The 18,315-nt window shown below is 65.6% G+C and carries 19 protein-coding genes, 1 pseudogene and 2 riboswitches; of the genes and pseudogenes, 17 read left to right on the forward strand and 3 right to left on the reverse strand.

The window, feature by feature from the left end:
• Positions 1-91: 91 nt before the first annotated feature.
• Complete coding sequence (gene cobO / locus AQUI_RS0123760) at positions 92-727, reverse strand: cob(I)yrinic acid a,c-diamide adenosyltransferase (RefSeq protein ID WP_027259759.1); 636 nt, start codon at positions 725-727, stop codon at positions 92-94.
• A 50-nt stretch (positions 728-777) separates the two neighbouring features.
• Positions 778-983, forward strand: a riboswitch (cobalamin riboswitch).
• A 95-nt stretch (positions 984-1,078) separates the two neighbouring features.
• Here cobO and AQUI_RS0123765 point away from each other — a divergent pair.
• From AQUI_RS0123765 to cobJ, 7 genes are all read left to right on the forward strand, one after another.
• Positions 1,079-1,489 (forward strand): DUF1636 family protein, encoded by a 411-nt coding sequence (locus tag AQUI_RS0123765; protein WP_027259760.1) that lies wholly within the window; start codon positions 1,079-1,081, stop codon positions 1,487-1,489.
• Between the two features lie 2 nt (positions 1,490-1,491).
• Positions 1,492-2,526 (forward strand): cobalamin biosynthesis protein CobW, encoded by a 1,035-nt coding sequence (cobW, locus tag AQUI_RS0123770; protein ID WP_027259761.1) that lies wholly within the window; start codon positions 1,492-1,494, stop codon positions 2,524-2,526.
• Between the two features lie 137 nt (positions 2,527-2,663).
• Positions 2,664-5,909, forward strand: a complete 3,246-nt coding sequence (gene cobN, locus AQUI_RS0123775; protein ID WP_027259762.1) for a cobaltochelatase subunit CobN — start codon at positions 2,664-2,666, stop codon at positions 5,907-5,909.
• The gene (cobG, locus tag AQUI_RS0123780; RefSeq protein WP_027259763.1) at positions 5,906-7,069 is read left to right on the forward strand and encodes a precorrin-3B synthase; all 1,164 of its coding nucleotides are present in this window, start codon (positions 5,906-5,908) and stop codon (positions 7,067-7,069) included. The genes cobN and cobG overlap by 4 nt, the downstream gene beginning before the upstream one ends.
• Position 7,070: 1 nt before the next feature.
• Positions 7,071-7,700, forward strand: coding sequence for a precorrin-8X methylmutase (locus AQUI_RS0123785; protein ID WP_027259764.1), 630 nt, complete (start codon positions 7,071-7,073; stop codon positions 7,698-7,700).
• A 3-nt stretch (positions 7,701-7,703) separates the two neighbouring features.
• Positions 7,704-8,420 carry a precorrin-2 C(20)-methyltransferase gene (gene cobI, locus AQUI_RS0123790; RefSeq protein WP_027259765.1) on the forward strand — a complete coding sequence of 239 codons (717 nt, stop codon included), beginning with the start codon at positions 7,704-7,706 and terminating at the stop codon, positions 8,418-8,420.
• Positions 8,417-9,181, forward strand: a complete 765-nt coding sequence (gene cobJ / locus AQUI_RS0123795) for a precorrin-3B C(17)-methyltransferase (RefSeq protein WP_027259766.1) — start codon at positions 8,417-8,419, stop codon at positions 9,179-9,181. The genes cobI and cobJ overlap by 4 nt, the downstream gene beginning before the upstream one ends.
• A gap of 3 nt (positions 9,182-9,184) precedes the next feature.
• Here cobJ and AQUI_RS0123800 read toward each other — a convergent pair whose 3' ends face one another.
• Positions 9,185-9,925 (reverse strand): cobalt-precorrin-6A reductase, encoded by a 741-nt coding sequence (locus AQUI_RS0123800; protein WP_027259767.1) that lies wholly within the window; start codon positions 9,923-9,925, stop codon positions 9,185-9,187.
• On the opposite strand from AQUI_RS0123800, the gene AQUI_RS0123805 reads away from it, so the two are divergent.
• The 10 genes from AQUI_RS0123805 to cobF all read left to right on the forward strand — a co-directional run bounded on the left by AQUI_RS0123805 (position 9,924) and on the right by cobF (position 17,291).
• The gene (locus AQUI_RS0123805; protein WP_027259768.1) at positions 9,924-11,108 is read left to right on the forward strand and encodes a bifunctional cobalt-precorrin-7 (C(5))-methyltransferase/cobalt-precorrin-6B (C(15))-methyltransferase; all 1,185 of its coding nucleotides are present in this window, start codon (positions 9,924-9,926) and stop codon (positions 11,106-11,108) included. The genes AQUI_RS0123800 and AQUI_RS0123805 overlap by 2 nt on opposite strands.
• The gene (locus AQUI_RS0123810) at positions 11,105-11,482 is read left to right on the forward strand and encodes a cobalamin biosynthesis protein (RefSeq protein WP_027259769.1); all 378 of its coding nucleotides are present in this window, start codon (positions 11,105-11,107) and stop codon (positions 11,480-11,482) included. Before AQUI_RS0123805 ends, AQUI_RS0123810 begins: the two co-directional genes overlap by 4 nt.
• The gene (gene cobM / locus AQUI_RS0123815; protein WP_027259770.1) at positions 11,479-12,273 is read left to right on the forward strand and encodes a precorrin-4 C(11)-methyltransferase; all 795 of its coding nucleotides are present in this window, start codon (positions 11,479-11,481) and stop codon (positions 12,271-12,273) included. Before AQUI_RS0123810 ends, cobM begins: the two co-directional genes overlap by 4 nt.
• A complete protein-coding gene (locus AQUI_RS0123820) occupies positions 12,266-13,585 on the forward strand; it encodes a cobyrinic acid a,c-diamide synthase CobB (RefSeq protein WP_027259771.1) in 1,320 nt (439 codons plus the stop codon). Before cobM ends, AQUI_RS0123820 begins: the two co-directional genes overlap by 8 nt.
• Entirely contained in the window at positions 13,582-14,304 is a 723-nt protein-coding gene (gene cobA, locus AQUI_RS0123825) for a uroporphyrinogen-III C-methyltransferase (protein ID WP_027259772.1), read from the forward strand. The genes AQUI_RS0123820 and cobA overlap by 4 nt, the downstream gene beginning before the upstream one ends.
• Positions 14,301-14,636 carry a DUF1636 family protein gene (locus AQUI_RS0123830; RefSeq protein WP_027259773.1) on the forward strand — a complete coding sequence of 112 codons (336 nt, stop codon included), beginning with the start codon at positions 14,301-14,303 and terminating at the stop codon, positions 14,634-14,636. The genes cobA and AQUI_RS0123830 overlap by 4 nt, the downstream gene beginning before the upstream one ends.
• 133 nt (positions 14,637-14,769) lie before the next feature.
• Positions 14,770-14,986, forward strand: a riboswitch (cobalamin riboswitch).
• 34 nt (positions 14,987-15,020) lie between these two features.
• Complete coding sequence (locus AQUI_RS30300) at positions 15,021-15,191, forward strand: CbtB domain-containing protein (RefSeq protein WP_084294506.1); 171 nt, start codon at positions 15,021-15,023, stop codon at positions 15,189-15,191.
• Positions 15,192-15,195: 4 nt separating this feature from the next.
• The gene (locus tag AQUI_RS0123840) at positions 15,196-15,894 is read left to right on the forward strand and encodes a CbtA family protein (protein ID WP_027259774.1); all 699 of its coding nucleotides are present in this window, start codon (positions 15,196-15,198) and stop codon (positions 15,892-15,894) included.
• A gap of 67 nt (positions 15,895-15,961) precedes the next feature.
• On the forward strand, positions 15,962-16,465 hold the full coding sequence (locus tag AQUI_RS0123845) for a hypothetical protein (RefSeq protein ID WP_027259775.1): 504 nt from the start codon (positions 15,962-15,964) through the stop codon (positions 16,463-16,465).
• A 73-nt stretch (positions 16,466-16,538) separates the two neighbouring features.
• On the forward strand, positions 16,539-17,291 hold the full coding sequence (cobF, locus tag AQUI_RS0123850) for a precorrin-6A synthase (deacetylating) (protein WP_027259776.1): 753 nt from the start codon (positions 16,539-16,541) through the stop codon (positions 17,289-17,291).
• Between the two features lie 402 nt (positions 17,292-17,693).
• On the opposite strand, the pseudogene AQUI_RS31000 reads toward cobF, so the two are convergent.
• Positions 17,694-17,894, reverse strand: a pseudogene (locus AQUI_RS31000) (IS5/IS1182 family transposase); the annotation flags it as partial.
• Positions 17,895-18,315 lie beyond the last annotated feature (421 nt).

Genomic DNA, 18,315 nt, shown 5'->3' on the forward strand with positions numbered 1-18,315 from the left:
GTGCGAAGCGCCCTCCCGTTTTGCCGGAGGAAAACCTTCGGTTTGACGGGAGGGGCGGGCGCGGCCCGGCCTCTTGGCCGGGCCAAACATCTCAGAATTCCACGCCCTTCTGCGCCTTCACCCCGGCGCGGAACGGGTGTTTGATCTGCCCCATCTCAGTCACTAGATCGGCGATCTCGATCAGCTCTTCCTTGGCATTGCGGCCTGTCAGAACCACATGGGTCATCGGCGGCTTCTGCTCCACCAAGAACTCCAGCACCTCTTCCAGGTCCAGATATTCATAGCGCAGCGCGATGTTGATCTCATCGAGCAGAACCATGGTGTTCTTCTCGTCCAGGATCATCTCCTTGGCCTTCTCCCAGCCCTTCTGCGCGGCGGCAATGTCACGCGCCTTATCCTGCGTCTCCCAGGTAAAGCCTTCGCCCATCGCGTAGAACTGGCACAGATCGCTGAAGTTTTCCTCGATCAGCGTGCGCTCGCCGGTTTGCCAGGCGCCCTTGATGAATTGCACCACCGCCGACGGCATCCCATGCGCAATGCAGCGCATGATCATCCCGAACCCCGACGAGGATTTACCCTTGCCCGGCCCGGTGTGGACAATGATCAGGCCCTTCTCGCCCTCCTTGGTCTTCATCATCCGGTCGCGCGCGGCTTTCTTCTTGGCCATCTTGGAGGCGTGACGGGCGGCTTCTTCCTCTGAGATGCCGGTTTCAGACTTTTCGCTCATGGGGGCTCTCCTGCTGCTTGCCCCATGTCTTGACAAAGAAGGGCACGATAGCGCAAGGGGGTTCAGCTGGTTCCTGTGAAAACAGGCGAAGAGGGAATGTGAAGGCCCCCGAAAGGGCTCAAGCACAGCCGCCCCCGCGACCGTGACCGGATGAGGCCGCCATGCCACTGGGTACCCCCGGGAAGGCAGGATGGCCGGCAAGGCGCACGCCTTGGCATCCGCAAGCCGGGAGACCTGCCAGCGTGAGAGAGATCAACGGGCAGACGGGGTGTTCTGCGACCGGGTGAGGGGCTGCACGACACTGCTCTTATCTGGCCATCCCGCATGCCTGCCGCGACAGGAGACGCGCTGATGGCTGACGAACAGGCGGGCACCCCCGCCAGCACCCCGGGACCGGTCACGCTGACCGTGTGCCTCACTTGCCGCCGCAACGGCGCCGACCCGGAGGCCGCCCGCCCCGGCGCCATCCTGCACGCAGCCCTGGAAGAAGCCGGAATGCCCGAAGGAGTCTCCTTGCGCGGTGTCGAATGCCTGTCCTCCTGCAAGCGCGGCTGCGCTGTTGCGCTGATCGGCGGCGCCGAGCGCTGGACCTATGTCTACGGCGACCTCGACCCGGACCAGCATGTCCCCGAAATCCTGGAAGGCGCGGCGGCTTATGCCGGCACCGCTGACGGTGTCGTGCCGTGGCGCGAACGCCCGCAGACCTTCCGCAAGCAATCCGTTGCCCGCATCCCGCCGGCCAAGTTCTTCTCCGAGGAGTAATCATGAGCGACCTCAACAAGATCCCCGTCACCGTCATCACCGGTTTCCTTGGCGCGGGCAAAACCACCCTGATCCGCCACCTGATGCAGAACCCGCAGGGCAAGCGTCTGGCCGTGGTGGTGAACGAGTTCGGCACCGCCGGTGTGGACGGTGACATCCTGAAATCCTGCGCCGATGACAACTGCCCGGCCGAGAACATCATGGAACTGGCCAACGGCTGCATCTGCTGCACCGTGGCCGATGACTTCATCCCCACCATCGAACAGCTGATGGCCCTGCCTGAGAAACCTGACCACATCGTGATCGAGACCTCCGGCCTGGCCCTGCCGAAACCGCTCTTGAAGGCCTTCGACTGGCCCGCAATCCGTTCCCGCATCACCGTGGACGGCGTGATTGCGCTGGCCGATGCCGAGGCGGTGGCCAAAGGCCAGTTCGCCCCCGATCTAGACGCCGTGCAGGCCCAGCGCGAGGCGGACGACAGCATCGACCACGAAACTCCGCTGTCCGAAGTGTTCGAGGACCAGATCTCCTGCGCCGACATCGTGCTTCTGTCCAAGGCCGATCTGGCCGGCGACGAAGGCGTCGAAAAAGCCCGCGCGGTGATCGAGGCCGAGGCCCCCCGCAAGCTGCCGATCCTGCCGATGAGCGAGGGCGTCATCGACCCCCGCATCATTCTGGGCCTGGGTGCGGCTGCCGAGGACGATCTGGATGCCCGCCCCAGCCACCACGACGGCCACCACGACCACGAGCATGACGATTTTGAAAGCATCGTTGTCGAAATGGGCGAAGTATCCGACCCGGAAGCGCTGCAGAATGCTATCGTGAAACTCGCCCGCGAGCGCAACATCCTGCGCGTCAAAGGCTATGTGGCTGTGGAGGGGAAACCGATGCGGATGCTGGTTCAGGCCGTGGGCGAGCGCCTGCGCGCCCAATACGATCAGCCCTGGGGCGCGCAGCCGCGCAAGACCGCACTGGTGGTCATCGCCGAGCATGACGACATCGACGAACAGGCCATCCGCGCCGAGCTGGGGGCCTGAGGCTGTTGCTGGCGAAGTGTCAGATTGTTGACGGCACCGCCCGGCTGCAATGCCGGGCAGCGCCCGTCCCGCCCGCCGCCGGGACGGGCGCTGCCCTCCCCTTTTCCAAATCCCTCTACAGGCAGGGAGCCTGACCCATGCACGTCGTCTTCCGCGAAAGCCACGGCCTCGACGAGACCGATACACCCCAGGACCTCGGGCAGACGCCCGCGGACCTCGTGGTGCTTTCGTTTTCCGACAGCGACCTCGGTGCCTTTGCGGCGGGCTGGCACCGGGCAGACGGCAAGCTGCCCCCCCTGCGGGTTGCCAATCTGGTGGCGCTCAAGCACCCGCTGTCGGTCGACGTCTACGCGGAACAGACGCTGGAGGGCGCCAAGGGCATCCTTGTCCGCCTCATTGGCGGCGAAAGCTACTGGTCCTACGGCCTCGCCACTCTGCAGGACCTTGCCCGCCGCAAGGGCATTGCGCTGGCGATTCTGCCCGCAGACGGGCGCGAAGACACGCGTTTGGATGAGCTGTCCACCCTGCCCGTCTCCACCCTGCGCCGCCTTCAGGCGCTATGCGATGCCGGCGGCGCCGTTGCCGCCCAGGCCGCACTCGCCCAGCTGTCCCTCGCAGCAGGCCTCTATGCCGGCCCCGTCCTCGGCCTCAAATCCATGCCGCAGCACGGGTTTTATGACCCGGACAAGGGCGTGCTGGCCGACCTTCCGCCGCAGGACAAACCCCTGGTTCTGGTAAGCTTTTACCGCTCCTACCTCACTGCCGCCGACACCGCCCCGGTGGATGCGCTGATCAAGGAGCTCCGCAGCCGCGGCTACGCCGCCTACGGCGTCTTTGCCGCCAGTCTCAAAGCCCCAGCCGCCGCCGGCTGGCTGCGCGAAACCCTCCCGGCGCTGGTCCCGGCTGCGATCATCAACGCCACCGCCTTTTCAGCCCAAGGCACCGACGGCAGCGCCTCGCCGCTCTCCACAACCGGCTGCCCGGTGTTCCAGGTCGCCCTCTCCACTGCACGTAAGAAAGACTGGGCCGAGGCCGATCGCGGTTTGTCGCCTGCCGACCTCGCCATGCATGTCGTCCTGCCCGAGGTCGACGGGCGCATCTTCGCAGGTGTTGTCAGCTTCAAATCCCCGGGAAAGAAAGACCCGGACCTGCAATACTCCCGCTTTGCCCACCGTCCCGATACGGACCGCATCAAAGCCGCCGTCGACCGCGTCGAGGGCTGGCTGCGCCTTGCCAAACTGCCGAATGCAGAGAAACGCCTCGCCCTGATCCTCTCCACCTATCCGGGCCGCGACCACAACCTTGCCCATGCCGTGGGCCTCGACGCGCTGGCCTCCTGCGATGAGATCCTGCGCGCGCTGTGGGACCAGGGCTATACCGTGGAGCCGCAGGAAAACACCGGCCTGCGGCTGATGCACGAAACCCTCAGCGTCCCGCTGGCGGACTACTGCACCGCCCTTGCCACCCTGCCGCAAGACCTGCAGGACACCCTGGCAGAGGCCTGGGGCCCCCCGGCGGAAGACCCCGGCTGCCGCGACAACGCTTTCCACTTCAAGGCCCTGTGCGCGGGCAACGCCCTGGTCGCGCTGCAGCCCGAACGCGGCGAAGTCAAAACCCGCGTCGACGACTACCACGACCTCGACCGCACCCCGCGCCACGCCTATGTCGCCTTCTACCTGTGGCTGCGCAGGCAAGCCGACGCCCTCGTCCACATCGGCGCCCATGGCACGCTGGAATGGCTGCCGGGCAAGGCAGTGGCGCTCTCCGGCGCCTGCTGGCCCGAGGTGCTGACCGGCCCACTGCCCGTTGCCTACCCCTTCATCGTCAACGATCCGGGCGAGGCCGCCCAGGCCAAGCGCCGCATCGGCGCTATCACTATCGGCCACCTGCCGCCGCCCCTGGCGCAAACCACCCTGCCCGAAGGCATGGCCCGGCTCGAAAGCCTCTTGGACGAGTATTCCACCGCCGATGGCCTCGACCCCGCCCGCCGCGACCGGCTGATCGGCGACATCCGCGCCGAGGCGCAAGGCACCGGCGTCGAGGCTGACCTCGGCCTTACCCCCGATACGTCCCCGGCGGAGGCCATCACCCGCATCGACGCCTTTGTCTGCGACATCAAGGAAAGCCAGTACGGTGAAGGGCTGCACATCTTCGGCACCGGCCAATGCGGGGCGGAGGAGCGCGCCGGCCTGATTGCCGCTCTCAACGGCCAGATCGTCCCCCCCGGCCCCTCCGGCTCGCCGTTCCGCGGGCGCGCCGATGTGATCCCCACCGGGCGCAACCTCTTTACCACCGACCCGCGGTCGGTGCCGTCGCGGGCGGCGCAGGCGCAAGGGGTGAAACTCGCGGAAGAGCTGCTGCGCCGCCACCTTCAGGATCACGGCGATTGGCCCAAGGGGCTGGTGATCGACCTCTGGGGCTCCGCCACCATGCGCACCGCGGGCGAGGAGTTCGCCATGGCGCTTCACCTCGCCGGCCTTGCCCCTAAGTGGGACGAAGGCTCCGAGCGCGTCTCCGGCTTCGAGGTGCTGCCGCTGTCGATTCTGAACCGCCCCCGCATCGACGTGACCCTGCGCGTCTCCGGGTTGTTCCGCGACGTCTTCCCGGGCCTTGCCCAAATGTTCGAAACCGCCGCCGCCGCCCTCGCTCAGCGCGAAGAAACTCAAACGGACAACCCCTACCTCACCGAAACCCCACGCGTTTTCGGCCCCAAGCCGGGCCAATACGGGTTGTCGATGAACCCGCATCTGGATGACTACACAGATGAGGCGCGCGCGGCGGCAGGTGAGGCTTGGCTTAACGCCTCCTCCCACGCCATCGACGCCAAGGGCGCGATCAGCGACGCCCGCGAAGCGCTGGAAACCCGGCTGCAAACCGCAGACAGCTTTGTGCATCTGCAGGATCTGCCGGAAACCGACCTTCTGGTCGCCTCGGACTATGCCGCGCACGAGGCCGGTTTTGCCGCCGCCATGGCCCGCATAGGCCAGGCCGCGCCCGCGCTCTACCACATGGACGCCACCCGTCCGGACAAGCCGCAGGCGCGCAGCTTGGGCGAGGAAATCGCCCGCGTGACCCGCGCCCGCGCCGTCAACCCGGACTGGGCCACTTCGATGATGAACCACGGCTTCCGCGGCGCCGCCGAGATCGCCGCCACCCTCGACCACATGGCCGCCTTTGCGCATCTGGCGCAGGTGGTGCAGCCGCATCTGTTCGACCTCTATTTCGAGGCCACCCTGGGCCGCGACGATCTGGCGGCATTCATGGAGCGCGAAAACCCGGAGGCACTGCAGGCCATGCGCGGCCGCTTCCGGGCGCTGTTTGACGCAGGCCTCTGGAGCACCCGCCGCAACTCGATCATGGCCGATCTGGAAGGTGCCGCATGAATGGCGCGCCCGAACCCAAAGTCTACGGCTGGTGCCCCGGTGCGCTGCGGCCGATGATGTCGGGCGACGGTCTGGTTGTGCGGGTGCGCGCGCCGCTTGGTAAACTCTCCGTTGCCCAGGCGCGCGGCGTGGCAAGACTTTCGCAAGAGTTCGGCAACAGCCTCCTCGACATCTCCGCCCGCGCCAACCTGCAGATGCGCGGCATCCGCGAGGATGCGCATGAAGACCTAATTGCGGGCCTGCGGGACCTTGGCGTGATTGACCCGGATACGCAGGCCGAAGCCCGCCGCAACGTCCTCCTCGCCCCCTTCTGGGCAGAGGAAGACGACACCCACACCATCGCCACTGAGCTCAGCGCCGCACTGACCGCCGCAACGGACCTCTCCCTGCCCGGGAAGTTCGGCTTTGCCGTCGATTGCGGCGCGGCGCCGGTTCTGCAGGACACCGCCGCCGACATCCGCGTTGAGCGCGCAGGCGAGACCCTGATCCTGCGCGCCGACGGAGCAGAAACCGTCAAACTCGTCACACGTGAATCCGCCGTTCCCGAAGCCCTCGCCCTGGCCCGCTGGTTCCTTACCCAAGGCGGCGCGCCCGAAGGCCGTGGCAGGATGCACCGTCTCATCGCGCGCCGCGGGCCGCCGCCAGCGCATGCCGCACCGATGGCAAAGGCCGGCTTTTGCGCAAAACCTGGCGCTGTCCCCGCGGGGACACTTGCCGCTTTGGAATTCGGGCAAATGCCCGCTGCCACGCTGGCGCAGCTCGCAGAACACGGCGAAATCCGCCTCACCCCCTGGCGCGCACTGCTGGTGGAAGGCGCCGCCAGCCTGCCGCCCCTGCCCGGCCTGATCCTCGATGCAACGGATCCGCGCCTGCAAGTGGTTGCATGCACCGGGGCACCCGGCTGCCTGCAGGCGCTTTCCTCCACCAGGGACTTGGCGCGGGACTTGGCGCGGCATGTCCCCGCAGGGACAAAGCTGCATATCTCCGGCTGCGCCAAGGGCTGCGCCTGCCCCGGAACCGCCCCGCTCACCCTGACCGCGACGGGTGAAAACGAATTCTCCCTGATCCGCAATGGCACTGCCGCGGATCAGCCGCTAAAGACCCGCCTGAGCGCCCGCGCCTTACGCGCCGCTCCCGAACTTCTGAAAGAGGGCAGCTGACATGCTCCACACCTATGAGACCAACGGCGCCGCGATCTATGCCGAGAGCTTTGCCACCATCCGCCGCGAGGCTGATCTGGCGCGCTTCAGCAAGGACGAGGAAAGCGTCGTCGTGCGCATGATCCACGCCGCCGGCATGGTGGGGCTGGAAGAACACGTGCGCTTCTCCGACGGCATGGCGGAAACCGCCCGCGCCGCGCTGGCCAAGGGTGCACCGATCCTGTGTGACGCCTACATGGTCAGCGAAGGCATCACCCGCCCGCGCCTGCCAGCGGATAACGAGGTGATCTGCACCCTGCGCGACGCACGCGTGCCGGAGATGGCCAAGGAAATGTCCAACACCCGCTCCGCTGCAGCCCTCGAACTGTGGCGGCCGAAACTGGAAGGCGCCGTCGTTGCCATCGGCAACGCGCCGACCGCGCTGTTCCATCTGCTCAACATGTTGCAAGACCCGTCCTGCCCCCGCCCCGCCGCCATCATCGGCTGCCCGGTGGGTTTTGTCGGCGCGATGGAGTCGAAGGACGCGCTGATGGAGGACCTGCCGGTCCCCTCGATGATCGTCAAAGGCCGCCTTGGCGGCTCTGCCATCACCGTCGCCGCCGTGAACGCGCTGGCGAGCTGGAAAGAGTAACCCATGGGTAAAGTCATCTGCGCAGGGCTTGGCCCCGGTGATCCCGACCTGATGAGCGTCCGCTCGCACCGGATGATTTCCGGCGCGCGCCACATCGCCTTTTTCCGCAAAGCAGGCCGTCAGGGCCAGGCCCGCGCCATTGTCGAAGGCATGCTGGCAGACGGTGTCACCGAACACGCGATGGAATATCCGGTTACCACCGAGATCCATTTCTCGGACCCCGAGTACAACCGGGTGCTGGGCGCGTTCTATGATCAATGGGCCGATACCCTGGCCGAGATCGCGCAGACCGAAGACGTGGTGGTGCTCTGCGAGGGCGACCCCTTCCTCTATGGCTCCTACATGCATCTTTACTCCCGGTTGCAGGGCCGCGCGGAGCAGGAGATCGTGCCCGGCATCACCGGCATGTCGGGCTGCTGGACCGCCTCCGGCCAGCCGATCACCTGGGGCGACGATGTGCTGACTGTGGCCATGGCCACCCTCAGCGAGGATGAGCTGGCCAAACGCGCGGCAGAAACCGACGCGCTGGTGGTGATGAAGATCGGCCGCAACCTACCCAAGCTGCGCCGCGCGCTGGAGCGTGCGGGCCGCGCCGAAGACGCCTGGCTGGTTGAACGCGGCACCATGCCGGGGCAAACCGTGCAGAAGCTCTCAGAGATCGCCGGCGAGGTGCCTTATTTCTCCATCGTATTGGTTCACGGACAGGGGCGCCGGCCATGAAATTATCGCAAAACGGCTGGGTGGTGATTGCCGGCCTGGGGCCGGGCAACGAGACGCTGGTGACCCAGGAAGTGCGCGATGTCATCGGTGAAGCCACTGATATCGTTGGCTACATCCCCTATGTCAAACGCATCGAGCCGCGCGACGGCCTGACCCTGCACGCCACCGACAACCGGGTCGAGGTCGACCGCGCCACTCATGCGCTGGAGATGGCAGCCGAGGGCAAGCGGGTTGTGGTGGTCTCCTCTGGCGATCCCGGGGTGTTTGCCATGGCCTCTGCCGTGTTCGAAGCGCTTGAAAACAACGCAGAAAGCCATCCCGCATGGCTGGATCTGGAGATCAAGGTGCTGCCCGGTATCACCGCGATGCTGGCTGCTGCTGCCGCCATCGGCGCCCCCCTGGGGCATGACTTTGCCGCCATCAACCTCAGCGACAACCTGAAACCCTGGAGCCTGATCGAGAAACGCCTGCAGCTGGTTGGCGAAGCCGGGCTGGCGATGGCGTTCTATAACCCGCGTTCCAAGTCGCGGCCGCATCAGTTTGCCCGGGCGCTGGAGATCCTGCGGGAGGCTTGCGGTCAGGACACCCTCATCACCTTTGCCCGCGACGTGACCAAGCCGGGCCAGGAGCTGCTGACCGTGCCGCTGAAGGACGCAACGCCTGAGATGGCCGACATGCGCACCGTGGTGATTGTTGGCAACCGCGACACGCGGCGCATTGGCAATTACGTCTATACCCCCCGCTATGCGGCCGAGACCTAGGGGTTAGCCAGCGGTATGCGACAGCCAGGCCATAACCTCTGCTACGCTGCCCAAAATGGGCCGCACGGGCACCTGCGGTCTGCCGATCAAGATGACCGGCAGGCCAAGGCCTCGCGCGGCAGTGAGTTTGGCCGCGGCGCCCATGCCACCGGCGTTCTTCGCGACCACATGGGTGATGCCATGGCGCTGCATCAGTGCGGTGTCATCCACCGCATCAAACGGGCCGCGGGCTATCTCGACCGTGGTGTGCGGCAGCGGCAAAGGCGCCTCCGGTTCATCGACCAGCCGCAGCAGGTAGTGGTGCTGGGGTTTGGCCGCGAATTGGGTGAGGTTCTGTTTACCGATCGCCAGAAACACCTGCGCCGCGGCCTCGGGCAGAGCGTCGACGGCTTCACCAATAGTCCCGACGTGAACCCAAGTGTCACCCTCGCCCGCCTGCCAGGCCGGGCGTTCAAAGGCGCAGAGGTTCACGCCCGCTGTTTCGCAAGCCTGCACTGCATTGGTGCTCATTTGCGCTGCGAACGGGTGGGTTGCATCGACGACATGGGTGATGGCTTCGGCTTTCAGATAGGCTGCAAGCCCGTCCACGCCGCCAAAGCCGCCAACACGGGTGGGCAGCGGTTGGCTGACCGGCTTGGCCGTGCGGCCGGCATAAGAAAACACCGCATCCGCGCCGGATTCGGCGAGCGTCTTGGCGAGCGACGAAGCCTCGCTGGTGCCGCCCAGAAGAAGGATGCGTGTCATGTCTAACCCGTGGCTTACGATAATCGGTCTGGGCGAAAATGGACTGGAAGGCTTGGGTGATGCAAGCCGGAAGGCGCTGGCGGAGGCCGAGGTTATTTTCGGCGGGCCCCGGCATCTGGAACTGGCTGGCGCAGGCGCCAAGGGGCAGCCCTGGCCGGTGCCGTTTTCGACCGCCCCTGTGCTGGCGATGCGCGGGCGGCGCGTGGTTGTTTTGGCCTCTGGCGATCCGTTCTGGCATGGGGCGGGCGGGTCGCTGATGCGGGATCTGGAGGCGGGTGAATGGGTCTCTTACCCGGCGCCATCGTGTTTTGCGCTGGCGGCAAACCGGCTGGGCTGGAAGCTGGAAGAGGTGCTGTGCCTTGGACTGCACGCGGCGCCTTACGCGCGGCTGCTGCCGCTGCTGGCCCGGGGGGTGCGGGTGATCTGCACCCTGCGGGACGGGATGGCCCCTGGGGAACTGGCAGAGTGGCTGGTTCAGAACGGCCAGCCCGATGCGCAGCTCCATGTGATGGAGCGGCTTGGCGGCCCCAAGGAACGGATGTTCCGTACCACTGCCGGAGAATGGGATGTGCCGCCGGGGGGGGCTCCGGTCCTTATGGCCATCGAGGCCATGCGGCCCGGGCTGCCGCAGGCTTCGGGGCTGGCCGATGCGCATTTCGCCAGCGACGGGCAGATCACCAAACGGCCCGTCCGGGCGCTGACGCTGTCAGCGCTGGCGCCGCGGGCGGGAGAAGTGCTGTGGGATATTGGCGGCGGCTCCGGGTCTGTTTCCGTGGAGTGGTGCCTGGCCGCATCGGCTGCGCGGGCCATCACGTTTGAGCCGCGCGAAAGCCGTCTGGCAAACATCCGCGCCAATGCGGCGGCGTTTGGGCTGGATCACCGGATGAGTACCGTGCTGGGCAAGGCGCCGGATGTGCTGGAAGGGCAGCCTCTGCCCGATTGCGTGTTCATTGGCGGCGGCGGCAGCCAAGCGCTGCTGGACCATCTGTGGGAGTTGCTGCCCGAGGGCACGCGGCTGGTCGCCAATGGTGTGACGCTGGAGACCGAGACCCTGCTGATGCAGGCCCAGGCCACGCGCGGCGGCCATCTGCTGAAGGCGGAGATTGCCGAGGCCGGGCCGCTGGGATCCATGCGCGACTGGCGCCGGGCGCGGCCTGTCATGCAGTGGAGTGTCACGCGATGAAAGTGGCGGGCATCGGATTTCGCGGCGCTGCCACGGCGGTGGATTTGCAGGCCGCACTTGCGCTGACCGGGGTGCGGGTGGATGCGCTGGCCTCTGTCGCGGAGAAGGCTGCCGCGCCTGCAATGCAAGAATTTGCGCGAAACACCGGACTGCCAGTGATTACGCTGCAAGAACAAGATGTTGCCGGGGAGAAGACGCTGACCTGTTCACCCCGAATCAAGGCGCGGTTCGGTACTGGATCGCTGGCGGAAGCCGCGGCGCTGGCCGGGGCGCGCCATGGGGCAGCGGGCGCGCGGGCGCGCCTCCTCGCCCCCAGAGTTGTCACCGCGGATGGGCTTGCCACCGCGGCCATAGCAGAAAGACTTGAGCCATGACCGTTCACTTCATTGGCGCCGGACCGGGCGCTGCCGACCTTCTGACCTTGCGCGGGCGCGACATCATCGCCGCCTGCCCGGTGTGCCTGTACGCCGGCTCGCTGGTGCCGGAGGAAATCCTGAGCCACTGCCCGGCGGACGCGAAAATCGTGAACACCGCGGCGATGGATCTGGAGACCATCGTGGGTGAGATCAAGGCGGCGCATGAGGCAGGCCAGGACGTCGCCCGCCTGCACTCCGGCGATTTGTCGGTGTGGTCGGCGATGGGCGAGCAGCTGCGCCGTCTGAAGGCCGAGGGCATTCCGGTGAGCGTCACCCCCGGTGTGCCGTCCTTTGCCGCCGCGGCGGCGGCGCTGGGGACCGAACTGACGCTGCCCGGCCTTGGTCAGTCGGTGGTGCTGACCCGCACCCCGGGCCGCGCGTCCTCGATGCCGGAAGGCGAGTCGCTGGAGAATTTTGCCAAGACCGGCGCCACGCTGGCCATCCACCTGTCGATCGGCAATCTGGACCATGTGGTCGACAGCCTGACGCCGCATTACGGCGGTGATTGCCCGGTAGCGGTGGTGTACCGCGCCAGCTGGCCGGATCAGCAGATCCTGCGGGCAACGCTGGACACGCTCAAAGCAACGCTGGACGAGAAGATCTCCCGCACTGCCCTCATTCTGGTGGGGCCGGTGCTGAAGGGCGAAGGGTTTGACGAAAGCTGCCTCTATTCCACCGAATACGACCGCCGCTACCGCCCGCAAAGCGCCGACAGCCCGTGGTCAAGCTGGAGCCATGGCGATGACTGATATGAACCCTCCCGGACTGATGATCTCGGCGCCCTCCTCGGGCACCGGCAAGACCACGGTGATGCTGGGCCTGCTGCGCGCGCTGGCCGAAGACGGCCTCGTGGTGCAGCCCTACAAGAGCGGGCCGGACTATATTGACCCGGCGTTCCATCTGGCGGCGGCGAAACGGCCAAGTTTCAACCTCGACACCTGGGCGATGGATGGCGGTCTGCTGGACGCGGTCACCAGCCAGGCGGCAGGTGCGGAAATCTGTATCGGCGAGGGCTCGATGGGGCTGTATGACGGGGTGGCGACGCGGGGCCAGTCGGGTTTTGGCTCCTCAGCCGAGACCGCCAAGCGCATGGGCTGGCCGGTGGTGCTGGTGGTTGATGTTGGCGGCCAGGCGCAATCCGCGGCTGCCACCGCGCTGGGGTTCAAGAATTACGACACCGAGGTGCCCTTTGCCGGGGTGATCTTGAACCGGGTCGCCAGCCCGCGGCATGAACGGCTGACCCGGCTGGGGATGGAGAAGGCGGGTATCAAGGTGCTCGGTTCCCTGCCGCGGCGCGGCGACCTGACCCTGCCCGAACGCCATCTGGGCCTGATACAGGCGGTGGAGCATCCCGATCTGGAAGCGGCGATTGCCGGTTATGCGGCGTTTCTGCGCGAGAATGTGGATCTGGAGGCGATCAAGGCAGCAGCCTTGGCGGGCCAGGCGCCCGCGCCCGCAAGCCTGCCCAAACCGCCCGCGCAGCGGATTGCGCTGGCGCGGGATGCGGCGTTTTCCTTTACTTACCCGCATCTGCTGACCGGCTGGCGCGCGGCAGGGGCGGAAATCCTGCCGTTCTCGCCGCTCGCGGACGAAGCACCCGCAGCGGATGCCGATCTGGTCTGGCTGCCCGGCGGCTATCCGGAGTTGCACGGCGGCACCCTGGCGGCGGCGGAGACTTTCCGCGCCGGCCTGCTCAGACATGCCGAAACCAAGCCGGTACATGGCGAATGCGGCGGCTACATGGCCCTAGGCGAGGCGCTGATCGACAAGGAGGGTAACCGCCACCGGATGCTGGGCCTCTTGGGCCTTGTGACCTCTTACGAGAAGCGCAAATTCCACCTCGGCTACCGCAGGGCGATCCTGCAGGCGGGCATGCCGGGGTTTGGCGCGGGCACTGCCCTGCGCGGGCATGAGTTTCACTATTCCACGATTCTGGAAGAACCCGACGCGCCCTTGGCCAACGTCATGGACGCTGACGGCGGGCCGGTGCCGGAAACCGGCTCGATCAAAGGCAATGTCACCGGAACCTTCTTCCACCTGATCACTGGAGAACACGCATGAGCGGTTTTGTGAGCTTTGTCTCCTCCGGCCCCGGCGACCCGGAGCTGCTGACCGTCAAAGCGGTCAAACGGCTGGCCGCGGCGGATGCGGTGCTGTTTGACGATCTGTCCTCGGGGCCGATCCTGAGCCACGCCCGCGAAGACGCCGATCTGGTCGGTGTCGGCAAACGGGCGGGCCGTCCCTCGCCCAAGCAGGACCATGTGAGCCGGCTTTTGGTGGATTATGCCTCTTCCGGCCTCAATGTGGTACGGCTGAAGTCCGGGGATTCCGGCGTTTTCGGACGGCTGGAAGAAGAGATCACCGCACTGCGCGAAGCAGGCATCGCGTTTGAGATCGTGCCCGGCGTGACCGCAGCCTCGGCGGCGGCGGCGGCGGCGAACATCCCGCTGACCCGGCGCATGACCGCGCGGCGGCTGCAGTATATCACCGGCCATGACGTGACCGGCGGACTGCCGGACAGCCTGAACATGGCCGCACTGGCCGATGCCGAGGCCACCACGGTGGTCTATATGGGCAAGCGCACCTTTGCCGGCCTGTCGGAAAAGCTGATGGAGGCCGGTCTGCCGGACACCACACCGGCGCTGGTGGCGCTTGGCGTGTCAACACCGGAACAGGCGCTGCACCGCCACACTGTGGGCGAGCTGCCGGCCTTGCTGCGGGAAATGGAGACCACCGCTCCGGTGCTGATCCTATACGGGCCGCTGGCGGACCCGGAATGAGCCTGCCCACCCTCACCCTGTGCCGCATTTGCCACGATGCGGATCCCGCCCTGTTCGGGCAAGTTTCGGAGGCGCTGCAGGGCGCCGGGGTGAGGGCGCGGCTGCAGCAGGTAGACTGCATGTCCGGTTGCAAGCGGCCGCAGACCCTGGCGGTGCGCCAAAGCGGCAAGACCGCCTATCTGTTTGGTGAAATCAGTGCCGGGGATCTTCCGGATCTGCTGACATTCCTGCGTCTGTACCGGGACAGCGCCGACGGCAATTTCGCAGATGCCCGCGCCCTGGGCAGGCTGCGGTTCAAGGCCATTGCCCGGATCCCGGCAGAAGCCGGCTGAGCCACCGCTGCGCGCGGGGCTTGCGCACTCTCCTGCATCCCCTGCATCACACCGTAAGACGCGGCATGACACTGTATGACGCTGCAGAGCATGAATCTGGCGGTTTCCTCCTTGACCCGCAATATCCCCTGCAGGCATTAACGTAAGATACGGTGTCTGATAGTGCCTAAGCACTGGGACTGAAACGGGAATGAGGACGGTGGACCAAATCGCGGCACCGAAGCCTCAACCGCCCCCGCGACTGTGAGCGGCGAGCGGCCTTCCAATATCCACTGGCGTGAGCGCGCCGGGAAGGAGGAGGGCAGCAGCGACCCGCGAGTCAGGAGACCGGCCGTGTAAAGGACGCAACTTACGCCGTCGGGTGTGACGGCAAGGAGGACTAAAATGACGACGAAAACGATCAAGGCATCCGCCGCCGGCACTTCTTTCCTGCCTGCAGTGTTTGCTGTGGTACTGGGCCTGGGGATCATCACCCTGACCGGCCATGTTCAGGCTTCGGCCCTGCATGATGCCGCTCATGATGTGCGCCACGCTACCGGCTTCCCCTGCCACTAAGGCCATGTACAGTCGCATTCTGACCAGCGGCTTGTTCGCTGGCGCTGCAGCAGGGTTGATTACCGCCCTGCTGCAGCTTTATTTCGTGCAGCCCGTGTTGCTCCACGCCGAACTCTACGAGAGCGGCGAGCTGGTGCATTTCGGCGCTGATCCCGTCACCGCTCATCCCGACCTGCCCGGCATGTTTGCCGAACCGGTGCGCGATGGTCTCAGCATCATCTTCACCATGCTGACCTATACCGGCTATGGGCTGGTGCTGGCCGCGCTGATGTCGGTGGCCGAGCGCCAAGGCCATGAGATCAACGCCCGCACCGGCCTGATGTGGGGCCTGGCGGGTTTTGTCGCCTTCCATTTCGCCCCCGGCCTGTCGCTGGCGCCGGAAGTGCCCGGTGTGGCGGCCGCCGACGTGGGCGTGCGCCAGATCTGGTGGACCATCACGGTGGCCGCGGCCGGCGTGGCCATGGGGCTGATCGCCTTTGGCGGCAATCTGGTGAGCTATCTGGTTGCAGCCCTGCTGCTGATGGCGCCGCATATCATCGGCGCGCCTGAGCCGGAGACGTTCTCAGGCCCGGTTCCGACCGAGATCGGCGCCCTGTTTGCCGCCCGTGCCTTTGGCATCGGCATGGCCGCCTGGGTATTGCTGGGCAGCTTTGCAGGCTACTTCTGGCAGGCTGAAGGCAAGCGCACGGACGCCGCTGCCTGATCCCGCCCCTCTTGCTCCCCGCCGGCACGGAACCGGCGGGGGCATTCTTTTTTCCGAGGATGACAAGATGTCCCGCTCTCTCGCTCTTTTTGCTATCGGCCTGGTGTTCGGCGGCGGCGCCGGCTTTGTGACGGCTGCCGGCAATGGCATCACCTTTGACGGCCATGACCATGGCGATCCTGCGCATCTTGGCGGCGGCAATGCCGAAATGGCAGCCCATGACCACTCTCAGGCTGTCGACCTGGCGGCGGGCCCGGATGCGCCCGGTGTTGCGGTCCAGCTGCACAAAGACCCGATGGCCGGCTGGAACCTGCAGGTCACGCCGCAGAATTTCCGCTTTGCGCCCTGGAACGCCTCTGCCGCGGATGCAGACGGCGAAGGCCATGCGCATGTCTATATCAATGGCGAAAAACTCGCCCGCCTGTACGCCGACTGGATGCATATTGCGTCTCTGCCCGCAGGCGCCGAGGTGAAAGTTTCGCTGAACACCAACAGCCACAGCCCGCTGATGGTCGACGGCGTGCCGGTCGAAGCCAAGGTGACCGCCCCGTCCGACAGCGAAGGCTCCTGACCGCAATTGCAGGCTTGCAGACAACAGCGCGCGGCCCCATAGGGGGCCGTGTTTTCATGTGAGAGGCCCCGTGATGATTGAGCTTTCCCTGATCGGCATCGGCACCGGCAACCCGCAGCACATGACGCTGCAGGCGATCGACGCATTGAATGCGCAAGACCTGATCCTGATCCCCAACAAGGGCGCGGGCAAGGATGATCTGGCGGGGCTCAGGCGCGAGATCTGCACCCGGGCGATCCGGGGCGGCAGCCCGAAGATCGTCGAATTCGCCCTGCCGGTGCGCGACGAGGCCACCAAAAGCTACCGTCGGCGGGTGGACGACTGGCACGACGCCATCGCGGAAATCTGGTGGCAGAACATCACCGCGAACCTGCCCGAAGGCGGCAAGGCGGGCTTTCTGGTCTGGGGCGATCCATCGCTTTATGACAGCACCATGCGGATTGCTGAGCGGCTGAAGACGCTGGCGGACATCAAACTGACAGTGATCCCCGGCATCACCTCGATCCAGGCACTGACCGCGGCGCAAGCGATTCCCGTGAACGAGATCGGCGCCCCCTTCACCATCACCACCGGGCGGCAATTGCGCGAAAACGGCTGGCCGGACAGCGCTGATACGCTGGTGATCATGCTGGACGGGGAATGTTCGTTCCAGTCCATTGATGCGCAAGAGGCAGAGATCTTCTGGACCGCCTACGCGGGCATGGAAAACCAGATTTCCGTGGCAGGCCCGCTGGCGGAGGTTGCCGACCAGATCATTGAAACCCGCGCCAAGGCAAGGGCCGAGCATGGCTGGATCATGGATATCTACCTGCTGCGGCGGCGGTAACTGCCGCTGTCAGCAGCGCGTCCTTGCCCGCTCAGGGAGTAAATTCCTGGCTGGTTGGCCTCAGGTTCCTTCAGCCCTTCATCAATTTTTCCGCGGGGCACACGCAGCACGTGCCCAGTCCATTGAAAGGGAATAGTGGCTGTTACCATTCCATCCGGATCACCATCGTGGAAAAATAATTCGATGGACCTGCCTTTCCTGGGGCTCATACGATGGCCTTTCTTTTGCGCCTATAGGGCAGTTCAAGCTGCCTTTTCTTGGTTGATTGTGTGCATAATTTTGATGATTTCCTGAGCCTGAGACGCCGAAAAAACGCCCTCGCCCCCCATATCGTCCAGGTCTGTGAACGGCATTGTTGCAGAACTCACACGTGAGGTGTGACTTCCCCTTTCCCCACTGACTTCATGCCACGCGGACGGTCTCGTCGGTGCCGAGCGCGTTGCAGCGGTTCATAAGAGCGATGCGAATGTGGATCTCGGCGGTCTGGCGCTCGGGGTCTCTTGCGGCGATGGGCTCGCCGAAAGCCTTGAGGCAGCGCATCTTGGCTTCGATGCGGCTTCGGGTGTGGTATCCGGTCCAGCGCTTCCAGAACGCCCGACGGTACGTTCAGCGTATTGGACCTGCCGCAGAACTGGACGAACTGCATGCAGAATTGCGTGTCAAATGTGCGGACACGCTTGGCCTCGGGCACAACTTTCTCGGAGATATCACATATAAAAATTCAACGATTTAGCGACGCGATCCCCGAAGATCGGGCCGCTGCTTCAATTGTTACAATCTGGACCCGGGGCAAGGGCCTTCGTAGCACATTGCGCGGCCACGACGCCGTCGCAGATCAAAATGAAATGCATCCAGAAAAGCTGGATAGTGCGGTAGCAACGGCGCTCCGTGATCTCGTGGAAGCTTTCAATGTCTACGTTGCAAGCGATCCAAAGGGAGTGGAGCTGGATAGACTTACCCGGTAATCCCCCGATCTTAGGGGATGCGGAAGTGGAATTTTCTCGGCAGGATGACTGAGGAGTTT

The organism is Leisingera aquimarina DSM 24565 (genome assembly GCF_000473165.1).
Lineage (GTDB): Bacteria > Pseudomonadota > Alphaproteobacteria > Rhodobacterales > Rhodobacteraceae > Leisingera > Leisingera aquimarina.